This window comes from Flavobacterium coralii (assembly GCF_019891545.1).
Taxonomy (GTDB): Bacteria; Bacteroidota; Bacteroidia; order Flavobacteriales; family Flavobacteriaceae; genus Flavobacterium; species Flavobacterium coralii.
Genome location: NZ_JAHDIU010000001.1, coordinates 303,495 through 320,831 on the forward strand (window position 1 = coordinate 303,495; position 17,337 = coordinate 320,831).

The 17,337-nt window shown below is 41.3% G+C and carries 15 protein-coding genes; 8 read left to right on the top strand and 7 right to left on the bottom strand.

Annotation, left to right across the window (positions count from 1 at the left end; genetic code table 11):
* The first annotated feature begins 4 nt into the window (after nt 1–4).
* The gene (bshA, locus tag KJK34_RS01365) at nt 5–1,138 is read left to right on the top strand and encodes an N-acetyl-alpha-D-glucosaminyl L-malate synthase BshA (RefSeq protein ID WP_223052048.1); all 1,134 of its coding nucleotides are present in this window, start codon (nt 5–7) and stop codon (nt 1,136–1,138) included.
* Nucleotides 1,135–1,581 carry a protease complex subunit PrcB family protein gene (locus KJK34_RS01370; RefSeq protein WP_223052049.1) on the top strand — a complete coding sequence of 149 codons (447 nt, stop codon included), beginning with the start codon at nt 1,135–1,137 and terminating at the stop codon, nt 1,579–1,581. The genes bshA and KJK34_RS01370 overlap by 4 nt, the downstream gene beginning before the upstream one ends.
* Before the next feature lies 1 nt (nt 1,582).
* Here KJK34_RS01370 and KJK34_RS01375 read toward each other — a convergent pair whose 3' ends face one another.
* The 3 genes from KJK34_RS01375 to KJK34_RS01385 form a co-directional block, all read right to left on the bottom strand.
* Complete coding sequence (locus KJK34_RS01375) at nt 1,583–2,431, bottom strand: endonuclease/exonuclease/phosphatase family protein (RefSeq protein ID WP_223052050.1); 849 nt, start codon at nt 2,429–2,431, stop codon at nt 1,583–1,585.
* A gap of 40 nt (nt 2,432–2,471) precedes the next feature.
* Complete coding sequence (locus KJK34_RS01380) at nt 2,472–4,100, bottom strand: acyl-CoA carboxylase subunit beta (RefSeq protein ID WP_223052051.1); 1,629 nt, start codon at nt 4,098–4,100, stop codon at nt 2,472–2,474.
* A gap of 150 nt (nt 4,101–4,250) precedes the next feature.
* Nucleotides 4,251–5,369: a hypothetical protein gene (locus tag KJK34_RS01385; RefSeq protein ID WP_223052052.1), complete on the bottom strand. Its 1,119-nt coding sequence runs from the start codon at nt 5,367–5,369 to the stop codon at nt 4,251–4,253.
* A 273-nt stretch (nt 5,370–5,642) separates the two neighbouring features.
* Here KJK34_RS01385 and KJK34_RS01390 point away from each other — a divergent pair, with 273 nt between their 5' ends.
* The 3 genes from KJK34_RS01390 (at nt 5,643) to KJK34_RS01400 (ending at nt 8,361) form a co-directional block, all read left to right on the top strand.
* On the top strand, nt 5,643–6,287 hold the full coding sequence (locus KJK34_RS01390) for a DUF47 domain-containing protein (RefSeq protein WP_223052053.1): 645 nt from the start codon (nt 5,643–5,645) through the stop codon (nt 6,285–6,287).
* Nucleotides 6,288–6,311: 24 nt separating this feature from the next.
* Nucleotides 6,312–7,370: an inorganic phosphate transporter gene (locus tag KJK34_RS01395; protein WP_223052054.1), complete on the top strand. Its 1,059-nt coding sequence runs from the start codon at nt 6,312–6,314 to the stop codon at nt 7,368–7,370.
* 64 nt (nt 7,371–7,434) lie between these two features.
* A complete protein-coding gene (locus tag KJK34_RS01400; protein WP_223052055.1) occupies nt 7,435–8,361 on the top strand; it encodes a phospholipase A in 927 nt (308 codons plus the stop codon).
* 13 nt (nt 8,362–8,374) lie between these two features.
* Here the strand turns inward: KJK34_RS01400 and KJK34_RS01405 are convergent, their stop codons facing one another.
* The 3 genes from KJK34_RS01405 to prfB form a co-directional block, all read right to left on the bottom strand.
* Nucleotides 8,375–9,589 (bottom strand): GAF domain-containing sensor histidine kinase, encoded by a 1,215-nt coding sequence (locus KJK34_RS01405; protein ID WP_223052056.1) that lies wholly within the window; start codon nt 9,587–9,589, stop codon nt 8,375–8,377.
* 116 nt (nt 9,590–9,705) lie between these two features.
* Nucleotides 9,706–10,929, bottom strand: coding sequence for a GAF domain-containing sensor histidine kinase (locus KJK34_RS01410; protein ID WP_223052057.1), 1,224 nt, complete (start codon nt 10,927–10,929; stop codon nt 9,706–9,708).
* Between the two features lie 114 nt (nt 10,930–11,043).
* Nucleotides 11,044–12,142, bottom strand: a protein-coding gene (gene prfB, locus KJK34_RS01415) for a peptide chain release factor 2 (protein WP_223052058.1) whose coding sequence is annotated in 2 segments (ribosomal slippage) — nt 11,044–12,078 and nt 12,080–12,142 — 1,098 coding nt in all. Because the reading frame shifts where the segments join, the coding sequence is not laid out codon by codon here.
* 48 nt (nt 12,143–12,190) lie between these two features.
* On the opposite strand from prfB, the gene KJK34_RS01420 reads away from it, so the two are divergent.
* Nucleotides 12,191–13,216 carry a threonine aldolase family protein gene (locus tag KJK34_RS01420; protein WP_223052059.1) on the top strand — a complete coding sequence of 342 codons (1,026 nt, stop codon included), beginning with the start codon at nt 12,191–12,193 and terminating at the stop codon, nt 13,214–13,216.
* Nucleotides 13,217–13,430: 214 nt separating this feature from the next.
* On the opposite strand, the gene KJK34_RS01425 is transcribed toward KJK34_RS01420, so the two are convergent.
* Entirely contained in the window at nt 13,431–13,754 is a 324-nt protein-coding gene (locus KJK34_RS01425; RefSeq protein ID WP_223052060.1) for a YbaB/EbfC family nucleoid-associated protein, read from the bottom strand.
* A gap of 74 nt (nt 13,755–13,828) precedes the next feature.
* Between KJK34_RS01425 and KJK34_RS01430 the strand changes: the two genes are divergently transcribed.
* Nucleotides 13,829–15,958, top strand: a complete 2,130-nt coding sequence (locus KJK34_RS01430; protein WP_223052061.1) for a S9 family peptidase — start codon at nt 13,829–13,831, stop codon at nt 15,956–15,958.
* 80 nt (nt 15,959–16,038) lie between these two features.
* Nucleotides 16,039–17,079 carry a cysteate synthase gene (capA, locus tag KJK34_RS01435; protein ID WP_223052062.1) on the top strand — a complete coding sequence of 347 codons (1,041 nt, stop codon included), beginning with the start codon at nt 16,039–16,041 and terminating at the stop codon, nt 17,077–17,079.
* Nucleotides 17,080–17,337: the final 258 nt, after the last annotated feature.

The following is a 17,337-nucleotide window of genomic DNA, read 5'->3' on the forward strand; positions in this document are numbered from 1 at the left end:
TTTTATGAAAATCGCAATAGTATGTTATCCAACCTTTGGCGGTAGCGGTGTTGTAGCTACAGAGCTGGGGCTGGAACTGGCGCGCCGCGGGCACGAAATACATTTTATAACCTACAGCCAGCCCGTAAGGCTAGCCCTGCTAAACCCGAATATATTTTATCATGAAGTGCACGTACCGGAATATCCGTTGTTTCTTTACCAGCCGTATGAGCTTGCACTTTCCAGTAAGCTTGTAGATATGGTTAAGCTGCACGGAATAGAGCTGTTGCACGTGCATTATGCCATACCGCATGCTTATGCAGGCTATATGGCAAAAAAAATGCTGAAAGAGCAGGGCATTAAAATACCGATGGTTACTACATTGCACGGTACCGATATAACCCTTGTGGGCAATCACCCGACTTATAAGCCTGCGGTAAGCTTTAGCATTAACCATTCGGATATTGTAACATCAGTATCGCAAAACCTGAAGGATGAAACCTACAGGCTTTTTGATATTAACAGGGATATAACGGTTATCCCGAACTTTATTGAAATCGATAAAAAGAAAACAGACATAACATCTGAGTGCCACCGCAGCATGATGGCTACAGAAACACAGAAAATAGTAACTCACATCAGTAACTTCAGGGAGGTAAAAAGGATACCCGATGTTATAAAGATTTTCAACCGGATACAAAAGGTCATGCCTGCCAAGCTGATGATGGTGGGTGATGGTCCTGAGAAAGCTCCTGCTGAACGTTTGTGCCGCGATCTGGGTATAACCGATAAAGTGATATTTTTTGGCAACAGCAGCGAAATTGATAAGATTTTGTGCTTTACCGATTTATTCCTGCTGCCTTCCCAAACAGAGAGTTTCGGCCTTGCAGCACTTGAGGCTATGGCCTGTGGCGTACCTGTAATATCGAGTAACACCGGAGGCTTACCTGAAGTGAACAGGGAAGGTTTTTCAGGCTATCTGGGTAATGTTGGTGATGTGGATTATATGGCACAAAAAGCCATATCTATTTTAAGTGATGATAATGTATTATATCAATTTAAGTCTAACGCTTTAAAAGTGGCACAGGAGTTTGATATACACCAGGTAATGCCGATGTATGAAAACCTGTACCGCAAAGCTTTAAAACAACCCGTATGAAACAGTTAACCTTGATATGCCTTATGGCGATAACACTTTTTAGCTGCAACACCAAAAAAGCAGCTACTAACGGAGAAGAATTTACAATACTCGCCCAAAACGGCTATGGAGGGCGTGATACAGAATCACACGAGCTTGTAAAAAATGAGCAGCAGTTTTTGGCACTTTGCAAGGAGCTTAACATAGAGACCATACCACAGGTAGATTTTACCAAAAATAATGTAGTAGCGGTATTTATGGGGCAAAAGAGAAGCGGTGGCTACAGCATCACTGTAGAGAAAGTAGTTGTAGATGACAATACCGCACAGGTGTTGGTTAAAAACACTCTTCCTGAACAGGGCGCTATGGTAACTATGGCGCTTACGGCACCATACTGCATAGCTGCCATACCTAAAACCGATAAGGTTACTGTTAAGGAAAATCCTGTATTGATAGAAAAATAAACTATTGCAGTTCTAATTCCGCATATACGGGCAGGTGATCTGACAAGTAGCGGCAGTTTTGAGAGTCGCTTAAAACAGCATACTTTTTCACCTCCATGCTTTTAGGTACAAAAATATAATCAATTCGCCTTGTTACGGGTTTAGTAAACTCAAAAGCGTTGAATGTGCCCTCGGGCCCAAATACAAGGCTTGCAACATCTTTAGTATCGTTAAGCTGTTGCTTTATAATGGTTACAGGCTCGCTGTCAGGTTTAAGATTGAAATCTCCAGTAAGCACAAAAGGCAGGTTATCTTTATTGACTTCTTTTATTTTTTGGAGGATTAGCTTTGCGCTTTCGGCTCTTGCCTTTTCACCCACATGGTCAAAGTGCGTATTAAAAACCCAAATCTTTTTACCATTTTGTTTATCCTGAAATAACCCGTAGGTACAGATACGGTTAAGTGCGGCATCCCATCCTGTAGAGGGTACATCGGGGGTTTCAGAAAGCCAGAAAGTAGATTGCCTTAGTAGCTTATACTTTTGGGTATTGTAAAATATAGCTGAATATTCACCTTTGTTTGCCCCGTCATCCCTGCCTACGCCAATGGCATCATACTGGTTATTGAACTGCGATAGAAGGTAAGCCATCTGGTTAGGCAGTGCTTCCTGAACGCCCATAAAATCGGGTTCATAAAACTTTACCTGCCCGGCAAGCTGCTCTTTACGGTTATCCCACCTGTTATCGCCATCGCCTGCATGATCCAGCCTTATATTGTAGCTCATTACCTTTATGGTTTGTGCCTCTGTAGCTGTAAAAGTAACTACTGTTAGAATCAGTGCGACAGACATATTTCGGGTAATAAATTTCATAACCGTCAGAAGTTTTATATCACAAATATAATTTTAGCAATTAGACCTGTATTACACCCAGGTTAAATTGTTTTTCTATCGGGGCGTGGTTGGCAGCCTCTATACCCATAGAAATCCAGGTACGGGTTTCCAGCGGGTCTATAATAGCATCCGTCCATAATCTTGCTGCGGCATAGTATGGCGATACCTGTGCATCATAGCGGGCTTTTATCTTGTCAAAAAGTTCTGCTTCTTTCTCAGGGGTAATCTCTTCGCCACGGGCTTTTAAAGAAGAGGCTTCTATCTGTAATAAAACCTTTGCTGCCTGTGTGCCGCCCATGACGGCAAGCTCTGCGCTTGGCCATGCAAATATAAGGCGTGGGTCATAAGCCTTACCGCACATGGCATAATTACCGGCACCGTATGAGTTACCCACTACAACGGTAAACTTAGGCACTACAGAGTTACTAACTGCATTTACCATTTTGGCGCCGTCTTTAATAATGCCGCCATGTTCTGATTTACTGCCTACCATAAAGCCTGTAACATCCTGCAGGAATACAAGCGGTATCTTCTTTTGGTTACAGTTGGCAATAAAGCGTGTAGCTTTATCTGCACTGTCGGAGTATATAACACCGCCAAACTGCATTTCGCCTTTTTTAGATTTTACCACTTTACGCTGATTGGCAACAATACCTACAGCCCAGCCATCTATACGAGCATACCCTGTAATAATGGTTTGCCCGTAACCAGCCTTATACTCTTCAAACTCGCTGTTATCTACCAGGCGGTTGATTATTTCCATCATATCATACTGCTCCGTGCGCGACTTTGGCAGTATGCCGTATATTTCTTTTGGGTCTGATGCCGGCTTTTGAGGCGCTGTGCGGCTAAAGCCTGCCGCGGTATAATCGCCTATCTTATCTACAATATTTTTTATAGTATCAAGTGCGTCCTTATCATCCTTTGCCTTATAATCGGTCACGCCCGATATTTCGCAATGGGTGGTTGCGCCGCCCAGCGTTTCGTTATCAATGCTCTCGCCAATGGCTGCCTTAACAAGATAACTACCCGCAAGGAATATACTGCCCGTTTTATCTACAATCAGGGCTTCATCACTCATAATCGGTAAGTAAGCCCCTCCGGCTACACAACTGCCCATAACAGCTGCAATCTGGGTAATGCCCATGCTGCTCATTATGGCATTGTTGCGGAATATGCGCCCGAAGTGTTCTTTATCCGGGAAAATTTCATCCTGCATTGGCAGATAAACCCCTGCGCTATCTACAAGATAAATAATAGGCAGCCTGTTTTCCATGGCTATTTCCTGTGCACGCAGGTTCTTTTTACCCGTTATGGGAAACCATGCCCCGGCTTTTACTGTAGCATCATTAGCAACTACAATGCATTGCTTTCCGCGAATGTATCCCATTTTTACCACCACACCACCCGAAGGGCAGCCGCCGTGCTCGGCATACATGCCATCTCCAACAAAAGCACCAATTTCTATACTTTCTTTTTTAGGGTCTAACAGGTAATCAATACGCTCGCGGGCTGTCATTTTGCCTTCGCTGTGTAGTTTGGCTATCCTTTTTTCACCGCCTCCCAGTTTTACCTGTGCCAGCTTACGCTTCATGTCAGAAAGTAACAGCTTATTGTGGTCTTCGTTCTTGTTGAAGTTGATATCCATGGTGTCTTGTGTAAATTTTATTGATATAACAATTATCGGAGTGCTAAAATACGAAAACGTTTGATATTGTTTTATACTGCATGCTAATACTTATAAAAATGCAAAGGAACCGCATTTGCAGTCCCTTTATTATTAATGCATTATGTAAATCTATCCTAAACCGAAAAATGAAAGCAGGTCCTGCTTGATTGCCGGGTTAACGGTTGCTGCGAGCATTACCGATATCAATAACCCTATTGTTGCATAAAGAAAATCCTTCCCGATAAGCCTCATTGCTTTCTTTTTGTGCTTTTTGCCTTTTTTTAAGCGGGCAAGGTTAATAGCAATTTCCCTTCCGCCGATAAGCCCCAGGAATACCCACGTAGTACTCATAGGTACTGTACTGATAAACAATTTGTATATAAGGATAAGCGCGTAGGTAAAGTCTATTAATGTTGCAGCACGCACATCTGATATGCGTACTTTTTCGCTCACTACCTGCTGAATTTTATCGCCCCTTAGGTAAAACAGTAACCCAAGCCCTAAAAATATTACCAGAGTAAATATAGAGAATTGCAGCACGTCAAGTTTTCTGGGTAGGAACACGGCAACGTTAGCGCCATCCTGCATTACCCAAACCGACCATAACAGCCCGCTTACCACCCATTGGGCAACCATCCAGCCGGGATGTATTTTCCTGCTCTTGAATTTTTTGCGGATATAGTTGTAGCCAAAATACCACACAAGTGCCGATACTATAAATGCTATAAGATAGCCCGATACACTTTTGGTAACCATTGATGTTATGCCGCTTGAAGATGAGCTGAATACACTTAGCATAAGGAAAGTTGTAGATACCGGCATACGCAGGCGGGTGAGTATCAGCAGCACGAGTGGCGCCATAAGCATAAAGAACGAAAAGTTTTCCGGGTGGGGGTACTCGCTGCTTCCATCGGGTTTTAGCAGCCGCTGGTAGGTAACATCACCGTCAAAAATTATCCAGCTTATGGTAACGGTAGCAATAAATATGACACCGGTGTAAAGCCATAAAATATACCATTTTCGCTGCTTATTGCTCTCTATAAATGTTCCTAAAGACTGTATGCTGTCATTAGATACTGTTGCATAGGCAGCCGTAAAGAAGCCTATCCACATGGCAACCTGTGGCTGTCCGTAAAAAAGAGCACTTAAAATAAAAATGCTGAAGATAATTATAAGGAATACCTTTTCATTAGAAAAACGCTCAATAACGCTTAAGGGCGGAGTTTTTTTCCTGTACTTCAGTTTCATCAGGCAGAACTTTTTAAGATTAATGCAAAGGTAGCCTTTTATTAACGGTATCTCCTAACATGATTTTTTAAGTAAATGTTAACGGCGGCTTTTGCCACCCGCAAAAAATAATCATAAAAAATTACCTTTAAATAGTTGCTAAACAATATGTTTTAGCCGAATTTTGTCGTTTTAGCTGTTTTCAAAAAAAATCTTTATATAACACTCGGTTTATTATTAATTAACCATTTGTTAACATTACATGGTTACATTTGCGCCATAAAAATATAACTAATGTCCATAAACAGTATCTTTCAGTTTCTTGTACCAAAGGACAGGAAATTTTTCCCGCTATTTGAACAGGCTACACAAAACTTAGTGCTTCTTGCAGAAAAACTTCATGAAGCTGTGAACACTCCAAAAGAAAAAAGGGAAGAATACCTTTTGGAAATAGAGCGTCTGGAAAATGTTATAGAGGGCATTGCGCACCAAACTAACCTTGAGCTTAGCCGTAATTTTATAACCCCTTTTGACAGGGAAGATATACATGCGCTTATAACGGCTATAGATAATGTTGCCGACTATATGTATGGTGCTGCCAACAGGATGCGTTTGTACCAAGTGGAAAAAATTACAAAGTCGATCAGGAAAATGACTGAAATTAATCTTGAGGCATGCCAACTTATACAAACAGCCGTAGCCGACCTTAAAGACATGAAGAACCTGAAAGGCATAGCAGACTGCTGCAAAAGGATTAACAAGCTTGAGAGCAAATCTGACAATGTTTTTGATAAAGCTGTTGCCGATATTTTTGAAAATGAAACCGATGCGCTTAACGTAATTAAATACAAAGAAGTTTTAGCGGCGCTGGAAACCGCAGCCGACAAATGCAAAGGCGTGGCAAATGTTTTAGAATCTATTTCTGTAAAGCATTCTTAATCACGTTTTTTCAACCTTTTTTATATGACGTTACTCATCATAATTATAGTTTTAGCTTTTGCGTTTGATTACATTAATGGTTTTCATGATGCTGCAAACTCAATAGCCACCATTGTTGCCACTAAAGTACTTACACCTTTTCAGGCAGTATTGTGGGCAGCTTTCTTTAACTTCCTTGCCTATTTTATTTCTAAATACATAATAGGCGAATTTAAAATTGGTAACACCATAGCCAAAACCGTAAGCGAAGATTTTATTACGCTCGAGGTTATTTTTGCCGGGCTTATAGCTGCCATAACATGGAACCTGCTTACCTGGAAACTGGGTATACCGTCATCATCATCCCACACGCTTATCGGCGGATTTATGGGTGCTGCACTGGCTCATGCCTTTACAGTAGATGGCGCCGACTTAAATACTGTTATCAACTATGCCAAGGTTATTCCTATAGTGCTGTTCATCTTTCTTGCACCGCTGATTGGTATGTTTGTAGCTTACATGCTAACCATACTGATACTTAATATTTGCAGGAAGGCAAACCCGTCAAAAGCTGATAAATGGTTTAAAAGGCTACAGCTTGTATCTTCGGCACTTTTCAGCCTAGGGCACGGTGCTAACGACTCGCAGAAAGTAATGGGTATTATTGGTGCGGCGGTAATTTTTTACCATACCAATATCGATTTAGACCCTAATTATATTGCTTCAGATAATCCATTTAAATACTTTGTAGAACATTATGCATGGGTGCCGCTAACGAGTTTCCTTATGATGGGCCTTGGTACTATGAGCGGGGGATGGAAGATTGTAAAAACGATGGGCTCCAAAATTACAAAGGTTACATCTCTTGAAGGTGTTGCCGCCGAAACTGCCGGTGCAATAACCCTATATACTACAGAGCATTTAGGTATTCCGGTATCTACTACCCATACTATAACAGGTTCTATTATAGGTGTTGGTGTAACCAAAAGGGTGTCAGCGGTTCGTTGGGGCGTTACCATAAGCCTGCTTTGGGCATGGATTTTAACCATACCTGTATCAGCAGTATTGGCTGCCCTTGTTTACTATCTTGTAAGTATTTTCTAAAAGAAATTATAAACCTTTTAGATGTGGCATAGTGTAATGTTATATTTGTATGTAACATTATATTATGCCACATTTTTTATTTTCAGGCATTTACAGATTTGTTGTGCCGTTACTGCTGCTCATGGCCTTTACAGCCCGTGCACAAAACCGAACGCTTTTTAATGCCAAGCGCCAGCAAACAATGGCGCAGCGCTGGGAACTTGACAGCGCATCACGACAAGGGACTTTCATAATTACACCCTACAAGGCGGTTTATGTATTACCTGCACGATGGTCGAGCAGCCCTAATGAAGACCCTGTGAGCGGTAACCCGTCTGAAGAGTATGATTATGACGGGCAGATTGACTACAACAATATTGAGGCGCGGATTCAGCTAAGCTTTAAAGTTAAGGTGTTAGAATCTATCTTCTGGGGTTATGGCGACCTTTGGGCAGCTTACACCCAAAAGAGCCAGTGGCAGGTTTATAATAAATCGCTCTCGCGCCCTTTCAGGGAAATAAATTATGAACCTGAGGTAATACTCAACTTCGCTACTAATTATCAAATACTGGGCTTTACTGGGCGTATGGCGGGTATTTCATTTAACCATACATCTAATGGTAAGGAAACTCCACTATCGAGGAGTTGGAACAGGGTTATTTTTCATGCAGGTTTCGAAAAAGATAACTGGCAGGTATTGATAAGGCCCTGGTTCAGGGTTAGGGGAGAGAAAAAAGAAGATGACAACCCCGATATTGAAGAATATGTGGGCAGGGGAGACCTGACCCTTATTTACAGTGCCGGGCGTAATTCATTCGCCTTTACCGGCAGCCATAACCTTAACTTTAACGAGCACACAAAAGGTTATGCAGAGTTGTCTTGGTCTTATGCATTAAAAGGAAACCTGAAAAGTTTTGTGCAGGCAGGATACGGTTATGGCGAAACCATGATAGATTATAACAACAGCCAGTTTACTATTGGTGTAGGTGTGTCGTTAATAGAGTGGCTGTGAAGAAATTCGGTTATTAGTCAATTAATTGTTGTGCCTGCCTGTGTACAGGAAGCTTAACGATAAATGTCGTGCCTCTGTCTTTACCGGCGCTAACAGCCTCTATAGTACCGTTATGCAGTTCTACAAACGATTTTGTTATAGATAGGCCAAGCCCGTTTGATGTTTCTTTGCCGGTGGGCTTAGAGCTTAAAACGGCAAACTTTGTAAACAGCTTGCTCATGTCTTCATTACTTAATCCCTGGCCTTCGTCTTTAACCATTATTTTTACAAAGCCTTTTTCTTCCGTAGCGTCTATAGATATTACAGAACCTTTGTAGCTGTACTTTATGGCATTGCTTACAAGGTTGTGCAGTACATCTGATATTTTTGCCTTATCGGCATATATAGACGGAAGGTTATCCTGGCAATGAAGCTCTATAATCTGCTGCTTTTTATTGGCAAGCAGCTCAAAATTATTAAGCAGCCTTACAAAAAGCTCCATCAGGTTAAGTTCCTCGCGCGCCAGTATCGGCTCTTTTTCCTCTTCCTGGGATTGTTTCAGCAGGTCAGAAAGCTTATTCTGGATGCGCATAACCGACGATTTTATCATTTCGCCCATTTTCTGTGCTTTGCCAGGATCTTTTAATATGATATCATTCGCCAGGTTTATAGAAGCCAACGGGTTTTTAATTTCGTGCAGAGCCATGCTCATCAGGTTTACCTGAGATTCTATGTTTTTGCGGTAGCGCAGCCTGTTCTCTAATTTATCAATCACCAGTTTGCTCAGCGATTTAAGCATTTCAAGCTGTTTTTTTGTAGCCTGCCTGGGTACGGTATCAGTCACGCAAAGCATACCCATATTATAGCCTTCGGGAGAGCGTAATGGTGCACCTGCATAAAACCGTATGCCGTTCTCGCAATTAACAAGTGGGCTGCAAAGCAAATCAGGGTGCTGGTGAGTATCGTTAAATACAGTTACCGACTCATTTAAAACAGCAATTCCGCACAGGTTTTCATGCCTGTCTAAACGTAATGTTTGAGGTAGTCCGCTTAAATTGGATTTCAGGAATATACGGTCGGTATCTACAAATGATATTATTGCATCGGGCGCATCAAAAATCTGAGCTGCCATTAAAGCGATATTATCAAAATTATCTTCAGGGTGTGTGTCAAGCACATGATAAGCATGCAACTTTTCTATTCGTTGTGCCTCAGCTTCGGCGGTATATTTTAAAGTGCTGCTTATCATTTTGTTACGAGGATTACCTTTACATCATATTCCACGGTAATCCACGTATCGAAAGTACAACAAAAAAATTATTGCTGCTAATTTTTACTTAATGTTGTAATAAAGTGTGTTAAAAATTATAAAGTATTTATTTTGCTGTTATCTTCATTTTTGCTGTGCAGGGGCAGCAGTACAAAGAATGAAGAGCCTTGATCTTTACCCGGGCTTTCGGCGAATATTTTACCTTTGTGCATCTCAACAAGCGACTTACAGATAGACAGCCCCAACCCGTTAGAAGTCTCTTTGCCGGTGGGTTTGGCACTTAGCTTGGCAAATTTGCGGAACAGTTTATCTATATCATCACTGCTAAGCCCCTGGCCCTGGTCCCTAAATTCAATGCATACCATACTGCCCTCCATCTTTACAATGATTTTTATTTCAGAATCCTGGTAAGAATATTTAATGGCATTGCTGAGCAGGTTAAAAAATACATCAGATATTTTTGCCTTATCGAGAGGTATTGTTGGGGTAGCAGGGTCAAATTCAAATTTAACCTGCTGGTTTTTGCGCCTGGCCAGAAGTTCGAAATTTTTTATAAGCCCGCTGATTAATTCTTCAAGGTTAGTTTCTTCAATATTCAGTTTCAGCTCTTCTTCGGTTTCTGATTGTTTTAGCAGTTCGTGCAGCTTGTCCTGCATTCTTAATACGCTCTCCTTTATCATGTCCGTCATAGGCTCAAGCCTTGTCGGCTCCTTCTTCATAACTTCATTTGCAAGCTTGATTGATGCAAGCGGGTTTTTAAGTTCGTGAAGTGTAAGGCTCATCAGCTCGTTTTGCGAGCGGAGCAGCTTTTTATAGCGGAGCCTGCTTTCAAGTTTATTTACTACAACCTCTGATAGCGATTTTAATATATTAAGCTCTACATCATTTAGCGGTGTCGTCCTGGGTTTAACATCCGCTACGCAGAGCGTGCCCAGTAAAAAACCTTCGGGAGATTTTAGTGGTGCAGCGGCATAAAAACGCACACCACCTTCACCACATATATAACCTTCTTTTAGGTAATCAATATCATGGGTGTCATAAAAAATGCTGAAGCCATCGTTAAGGATTGCCAGCGAGCACGGAAAGTTTTCGCGCGCAGCTATATTGCCCTGGAAATCGCTAATGTTCGATTTAAAAAATACCCTGTCTTCATCTACAAAAGTTAAAAAAGCATAAGGTGTTTTAAGCACCTGCATGGCAACAAAAGTAATTTTGTCGAAAGTATCTTCAGGATGGGTATCCAATACCTGATAGTCATACAGCTTTTTAAGCCTTAATTTTTCATTATGGGGTATTATGGTTTCAGGTACTGCAAACATATTTAAGAATAAATGTTAACAAACGTTAAAGCAACACCCTAAAGTACAACTAATTTTTAGAAAGAAACCGTGCTTTAGGGTGTTAAAATCTGTTAAATAAAAATTTATGCGGAATTATTCCTCTTTTTTCTGCCCCATCATCATTAAATAGGCTTTAAGGAATTCATCAATATCGCCATTCATCACAGCATCTACATCGCTGGTTTCATGAGCGGTACGTACGTCTTTTACCAGCTTGTACGGGTGCATAACGTAGTTGCGTATTTGAGAACCCCACTCAATTTTCATCTTGTTTGCTTCAATTTCGTCTCGCATTGCCTGTCGCTTTTTAAGCTCAATCTCATATAACTGCGATTTTAAGAGCTGCATGGCTTTTGTCTTGTTATCAAGCTGGGAACGGGTTTCCGAGTTCTCGATAATAATACCAGTAGGGTGGTGGCGAAGCCTTACGGCAGTTTCTACCTTGTTCACATTTTGCCCGCCCGCACCGCTGGATCGCATGGTTTCCCATGATATATCAGCAGGGCTGATTTCTATCTCGATGGTATCATCGGCAAGCGGGTAGACATAAACAGAAGCAAATGAGGTATGGCGCTTGGCGTTGCTGTCAAAAGGTGAAATACGCACCAGCCTGTGAACACCGTTTTCGCCTTTCAGATACCCGAAAGAAAATTCACCGTCAAACTCAAGGGTCACGGTTTTTATTCCGGCAACCTCGCCTGCCTGATAGTTAAGCTCTTTTACCTTATAGCCGTGCTTTTCGCCCCACATAATATACATACGCATAAGCATGCTTGCCCAGTCGCAGCTTTCGGTACCGCCGGCACCGGCTGTTATCTGTAAAACCGCGCTCATGCTGTCGCCTTCATCGCTAAGCATATTACGGAATTCCAGGTCTTCTAAATGGGTAACGGTTTGCTCATACTGTGCATCAAGTTCTTCTTCGGTGGCATCGCCCTCCTTAAAAAACTCATATACTATTTGCAGCTCTTCACCTAAGTTGTTGGCTTTGTTATAGTCTTCCACCCACTTTTTCTTAGAGCGCAGCTCTTTCACGATCTTTTCTGCCTCGCGGGCATTGTTCCAGAAATCAGGGGCAAAAGTCTTTTCTTCTTCGTTGGCAATTTCTATTAACTTCCTGTCGATGTCAAAGATACCTCCTCAGCGCACCAAGGCGCTCCATAATACCTTTTATTTGTTCGGTATTTGTCATAAATTCATGTAGTTTTGTATTGCAAAAGTAAGCCATCCTTTTCATAATATGGAAATAAATTTAATTAGCGACACGGTTACCAAACCCACACACGAAATGCTGCAGCAAATGTTCAGGGCTAAAGTGGGTGACGATGTGTATAAACAGGACCCTGCGGTAAACGAACTGGAGGAAACCGTTGCCGACCTGTTTGGAATGGAGGCTGCTTTGTTTTTCCCTTCGGGCACTATGGCAAACCAGACAGCTATTAAACTGCATACCAACCCGGGGGAGCAGGTTATATGTGATAAATGGTCGCATATTTTCCATTATGAGGGTGGAGGTGCATCGTTTAACAGCGGTGTGTCGTGCTGTCTTGTAGATGGCGACCGCGGCATGATAACTGCACAGCAGGTAGAGGCGGCTATAAACCCGCCTGATTTTTACCACAGCCCGCTAACAAGCCTTGTAAGTATAGAAAATACAACCAATAAAGGTGGCGGTGCCTGTTATGAAATAGAAACCCTGAAAGAAATAAAAGAGGTATGCAGGCAGCATGACCTGAAGTACCACCTTGACGGCGCGCGCCTGTGGAATGCACTAGTGGCAAAACGGCAGCACCCTAAGCAATTCGGGGAGCTGTTTGATACCATTTCGGTTTGTCTTTCTAAAGGGTTAGGCGCTCCGGTTGGTTCGCTGCTTGTAAGCGATAAAGAGACGATTAAGAATGCACTTCGGGTGCGTAAGATACTGGGCGGCGGCATGCGCCAGGCCGGCTACCTTGCGGCAGCAGGATTATATGCACTGCAAAACAACGTAGGCAGGCTGGAGAACGACCATAAACGCGCCAAAGAGCTTGGTGCTGTACTGGCACAAAGGCCTTGGGTTGAAAAGGTAGAGCCTGTAGAAACTAATATCCTGATATTTTCGGTTAAAGAGGGATATAGCGAAACAGCCCTGATAGAAAAGTTAAAGCAAAAAAATATTGCCATCAGTTCGTTGGGAAAAGGTAAGCTGCGAATAGTTACTCACCTGGATTATAAAGAGGTAATGCACCATTATGTGGTAGAGACACTGAGTAAGCTTGCGCTTTAAGTAAATAGGGATTAGGAATAGGCAATAGGGAAGAGCCAAGAGGGAAAAGGCAAGAGGGAAAAGGCAAGAGGGAAAAGGCAATAGGCAACAGGCAATAGTAGAAAGTAGTAAAGCTATTTAACTGAAATTAAATAAATATAAAACGCCCAATCAATTACGATTGGGCGTTTTCGGATTTTACTATTGCCTTATGCCTAATTCCTGATTCCTATTATTAAGAAAACATATCCAGCCCCGGTATGTTTGGCATGCCTTCTTTTGCTACCGCGCCAAGCTCAGCTTCATTAACAGCAGATGCTTTATCAAGGGCTTTGTTCATCACCATGATAAGGTAGTCTTCCAGTTGTTCTTTATCTTCCAGTAGTGAATCATCTACTGTAATGGCTTTTACCTGCCTGTTTGCTGTAAGAGTTATCTTAAGCAAACCATCATTGCTTTGCTCATCAACAAGTACTGTGTCGAGCCTTTTTTTAGTTTCTTCTATCTTTTGCTGGGTTTCTTTAATTTTACCCATCATTCCCATAATATCTCCAAACATTTTTACGAATTTTATTAAATGATTATATCACAAAAATATTAAATTGCGAGGTTATATGCTAATTCATTAAAAGAATGAAAAAACACTTATTTTTAAGCTGTGTTTGTGTTATTTTTGCCGCCAACGCGCAATCGAAAAAAACACCAATGACGGAAATACCCACTCCACCAAAAGCAGCTATAAAGCCAAAGAAATTAGAAAAGCACGGCGATGTGCGTACCGATAACTACTACTGGCTTAATGAAAGGGAAAACCCAGAAGTGATAAGCTATCTTGAGGCGGAAAATGAGTATTATGAAAAGATGACCGCCCATACCAAAAAGTTCAGGGAAGACCTTTTTGAAGAGATGAAGGCAAGGATTAAGGAAGACGATTCGTCTGTACCTTATTATTACAACGGCTACTACTATATTACACGCTACGAAAAAGGAAAAGATTACCCAATATATTCCCGTAAAAAAGGAAGCCTTACAGCCCCCGAAGAAATAATGTTTGATTGTAATGAAATGGCTAAAGGCCATTCTTATTTTCATTTAGGTGGTTTAAATGTAAGTGAAGATAATATCTGGGTGGCTTTTGGTGTAGATACCGTTTCGCGCAGGCAATACACTATTCAAGTTAAAAACCTTAAAACAGGAGAAATACAGCCTGTAAAAATTGAAAACACTACCGGTGGCTCTACCTGGGCAGGTGATAACAAGACTTTGTTTTACAGCCGTAAAGATCCTGTTACCCTGCGTTCAGAGTATATTTACAAACACAAGCTGGGGACCCCTGCTAAAGAAGACAAAGTGGTTTTTCATGAAGAGGATGAAACATTCGCGACATTTGTTTATAAAGAAAAATCAAAAAAATACCTTGTTATCGGCAGCAGCAGTACGCTGACTTCTGAATTCAGGATACTGGATGCCAAAAAGCCTGATGGCGAGTTTAAGATATTCCAGCCCCGCACACGTGGTTTAGAATACAGCATTTCGCATTATCAGGATAAATGGTATGTACTTACTAATAAAGACAAGGCAACTAACTTTAAGGTAATGGTTACTCCTGAAGGAAAAACCGGAAAGGATAATTGGAAAGACCTTATACCGCACCGTAAAGATGTATTGGTGGAAGACCTCGATATATTTAAAGATTATCTTGTAATTTCTGAACGTTCTAACGGGCTGAACAAAATACGCATACGCCCATGGAAAGGGGAGGAGTACTACCTGCCTTTTGAAAGCGAAACTTATACTGCGGGAACAGCGTCTAACCCGGACTTTGATACCGATATACTACGCTACAGCTACCAAAGCCTTGCAACGCCATCGTCTGTTATAGACTTCAATATGAAAACGAAGGAGAAGACTGTAATGAAAGAGCAGGAAGTGTTGGGCGGCAAGTTTGACAAAAACAATTATGTTGAAGAGCGTATTTGGGCTACTGCAAACGATGGTACTAAAATACCAATCTCTATGGTGTACCGTAAAGGAATTGAGAGAAATGGTAAAAATCCGTTGCTGCTATATGCCTACGGTTCTTATGGCGCAAGTATGGATCCTTACTTTTCATCTGTAAGGTTAAGCCTTTTAGACAGGGGCTTTATATATGCCATTGCGCACATACGCGGGGGAGAAGACCTCGGCCGTGAATGGTATGAAGATGGCAAGCTGCTTAAAAAGAAAAATACATTTACCGATTTTATAGATTGCTCTGAATTTGTTATAGCCGAAGGCTACACTTCTCCAAAACATTTATATGCCGAAGGCGGTTCAGCCGGAGGATTGCTTATGGGAGCAATTGTAAACATGGCGCCACAGCTATATAACGGCGTTATTGCACAGGTACCTTTTGTAGATGTGGTTACCACAATGCTTGATGACAGCATACCGCTTACCACAGGCGAGTATGATGAGTGGGGTAACCCTAATGACAAAGTTTACTACGATTATATGAAGTCATATTCACCTTATGATAATGTTACTGCACAGGCATATCCTAATATGCTGGTTACAACAGGCCTGCACGATTCTCAGGTGCAGTACTGGGAGCCTGCAAAATGGGTTGCAAGGCTAAGGGTTATGAAAACAGATGATAATGTGCTGTACCTCGATACCAATATGGAGGCAGGCCACGGCGGCGCTTCGGGCCGTTTTGAGGCGCTTAAGGAAGTAGCCAAAGAGTACAGTTTTTTGTTAGATTTAGAAGGAATTAAAAAGTAATTAAATTTTTTTTGTTAGATTTGCAAGGTTTTGAGGTTTAAAAACTTTGTGCACGGTTTACCTTGATTAACTTATTTTTTATGAAAGAAGAAATAAACGCCTATAATAATGTATTGGAATTAATTGGTAACACACCGCTGATTAAGATCAATAAAATTACCGAAGGACTTAAAGGAAATTTTTACGCTAAAGTAGAAGCTTTTAATCCGGGCCACTCCACAAAAGACAGAATTGCCTTATATATAATTGAAGAAGCCGAAAGAAGGGGAATCCTTAAACCGGGAGATACAATTATAGAAACCACTTCGGGCAATACAGGCTTTAGTGTGGCAATGGTAAGCATTATTAAAGGATATGACTGTGTACTTGCAGTAAGCTCTAAATCTTCTAAAGACAAAATTGATATGTTACGCGCCATGGGGGCAAAAGTTTATGTTTGCCCGGCACACGTTAGTGCAGATGACCCGCGCTCTTACTATAATGTCGCAAAAAGGCTTCACGAAGAAACAAAAGGTTCGGTTTACATAAACCAGTATTTTAATGACCTTAATGTTGATGCCCATTACAAAACCACCGGCCCGGAGATATGGGAGCAAACCAAAGGAAAAATAACCCACCTGATAGCCTGTAGCGGTACAGGAGGAACTATATCGGGCGCGGCGCGTTTCCTTAAAGAAAAAAATCCGGATATTAAAGTGCTTGGTGTAGATGCCTATGGCTCTGTACTTAAAAAATACCACGAAACAAGGGAATTTGACAGTGACGAGATATACCCTTACAGGATAGAAGGACTTGGCAAAAACCTTATACCAACCGCTACTGATTTTGATGTTATTGATAAATTCATTAAAGTATCTGACGAAGACAGTGCCCATGCTGCGAGGCATATTGCCAAAACAGAAGGTTTATTTGTAGGCTACACCAGCGGAGCTGCATTTCAGGCAGTAAAGCAGTATGCAGAACTGGGCGAGTTTGATGAAAAAAGTAATGTTGTGCTAATCTTCCCTGACCATGGTTCGCGCTACATGAGCAAAGTATTCAGCGATGAGTGGATGAACGAGCAGGGCTTTTTTGACAGTGTAAATCTTGAAGAAGCACAAAAAATTGAATTTATAAAGTAAGTAAGACAGAAAACACAATTATACAATCGGCCTCTTTTTAAGAGGCTTTTTTATTTATTTATATATTGGTACAGGCCGAATGACTAATTAAAACTTCAACAGGTTATAAAGGTTTTTTAACAACTATTATTATATTTTAAATGTTAAAGTTTAAGTTACACCTTGTATTTAACAAAATATTTATATTATATTTGGCTTATAATTAATTCAAAATTAACGTTTGCCTATAGACAAAACTACTTTTTAGAACCGGCTTGC

Bases quoted from the DNA above. Each gene is read 5' to 3' on its own strand.
- KJK34_RS01400 (WP_223052055.1), top strand. From the start codon at position 7,435: ATGCCACATTTTTTATTTTCAGGCATTTACAGATTTGTTGTGCCGTTA.
- KJK34_RS01370 (WP_223052049.1), top strand. From the start codon at position 1,135: ATGAAACAGTTAACCTTGATATGCCTTATGGCGATAACACTTTTTAGC.
- capA (WP_223052062.1), top strand. From the start codon at position 16,039: ATGAAAGAAGAAATAAACGCCTATAATAATGTATTGGAATTAATTGGT.
- KJK34_RS01385 (WP_223052052.1), bottom strand. From the start codon at position 5,369: ATGAAACTGAAGTACAGGAAAAAAACTCCGCCCTTAAGCGTTATTGAG.
- KJK34_RS01375 (WP_223052050.1), bottom strand. From the start codon at position 2,431: ATGAAATTTATTACCCGAAATATGTCTGTCGCACTGATTCTAACAGTA.
- KJK34_RS01420 (WP_223052059.1), top strand. From the start codon at position 12,191: ATGGAAATAAATTTAATTAGCGACACGGTTACCAAACCCACACACGAA.
- KJK34_RS01380 (WP_223052051.1), bottom strand. From the start codon at position 4,100: ATGGATATCAACTTCAACAAGAACGAAGACCACAATAAGCTGTTACTT.
- KJK34_RS01425 (WP_223052060.1), bottom strand. From the start codon at position 13,754: ATGTTTGGAGATATTATGGGAATGATGGGTAAAATTAAAGAAACCCAG.
- KJK34_RS01390 (WP_223052053.1), top strand. From the start codon at position 5,643: ATGTCCATAAACAGTATCTTTCAGTTTCTTGTACCAAAGGACAGGAAA.
- KJK34_RS01405 (WP_223052056.1), bottom strand. From the start codon at position 9,589: ATGATAAGCAGCACTTTAAAATATACCGCCGAAGCTGAGGCACAACGA.
- bshA (WP_223052048.1), top strand. From the start codon at position 5: ATGAAAATCGCAATAGTATGTTATCCAACCTTTGGCGGTAGCGGTGTT.
- KJK34_RS01410 (WP_223052057.1), bottom strand. From the start codon at position 10,929: ATGTTTGCAGTACCTGAAACCATAATACCCCATAATGAAAAATTAAGG.
- KJK34_RS01430 (WP_223052061.1), top strand. From the start codon at position 13,829: ATGAAAAAACACTTATTTTTAAGCTGTGTTTGTGTTATTTTTGCCGCC.
- KJK34_RS01395 (WP_223052054.1), top strand. From the start codon at position 6,312: ATGACGTTACTCATCATAATTATAGTTTTAGCTTTTGCGTTTGATTAC.